General features: G+C 61.0%; 1 protein-coding gene. It reads left to right on the forward strand.

The window, feature by feature from the left end; all coding sequences use genetic code 11:
* The coding region (locus SM755_RS23650) for a DUF234 domain-containing protein (protein WP_323174835.1) at nt 1–272 on the forward strand (272 nt) is incomplete at both ends.

The raw sequence follows: 272 nt of genomic DNA on the forward strand, positions 1-272 counted from the left end.
GATCACGCAAACCGGGCAATGGTGGTACGGTGAACACGAGGTTGACGTCGTTGGCCTCACGGCGGGAGACACCCTCGTCGTCGGCGAGTGCAAATTCCAGCAGTCGCCCCTCGGATACGACGCACTCTCGAAACTCCAAGATCACGTCGAGGAACTCCGGTGGACACCGGAAGACGGCAGTAGCCGCGCCGAGCAGTACGCGCTGTTCTCACGGAACGGGTTCAAACAGTCCGTCGAAGAGGAAGCCGCAGACCGAGACGATCTTCGGCTCT

The sequence above is a fragment of the Natrialba sp. PRR66 genome, assembly GCF_034808065.1.
GTDB classification, from domain to species: Archaea; Halobacteriota; Halobacteria; order Halobacteriales; family Natrialbaceae; genus Natrialba; species Natrialba aegyptia.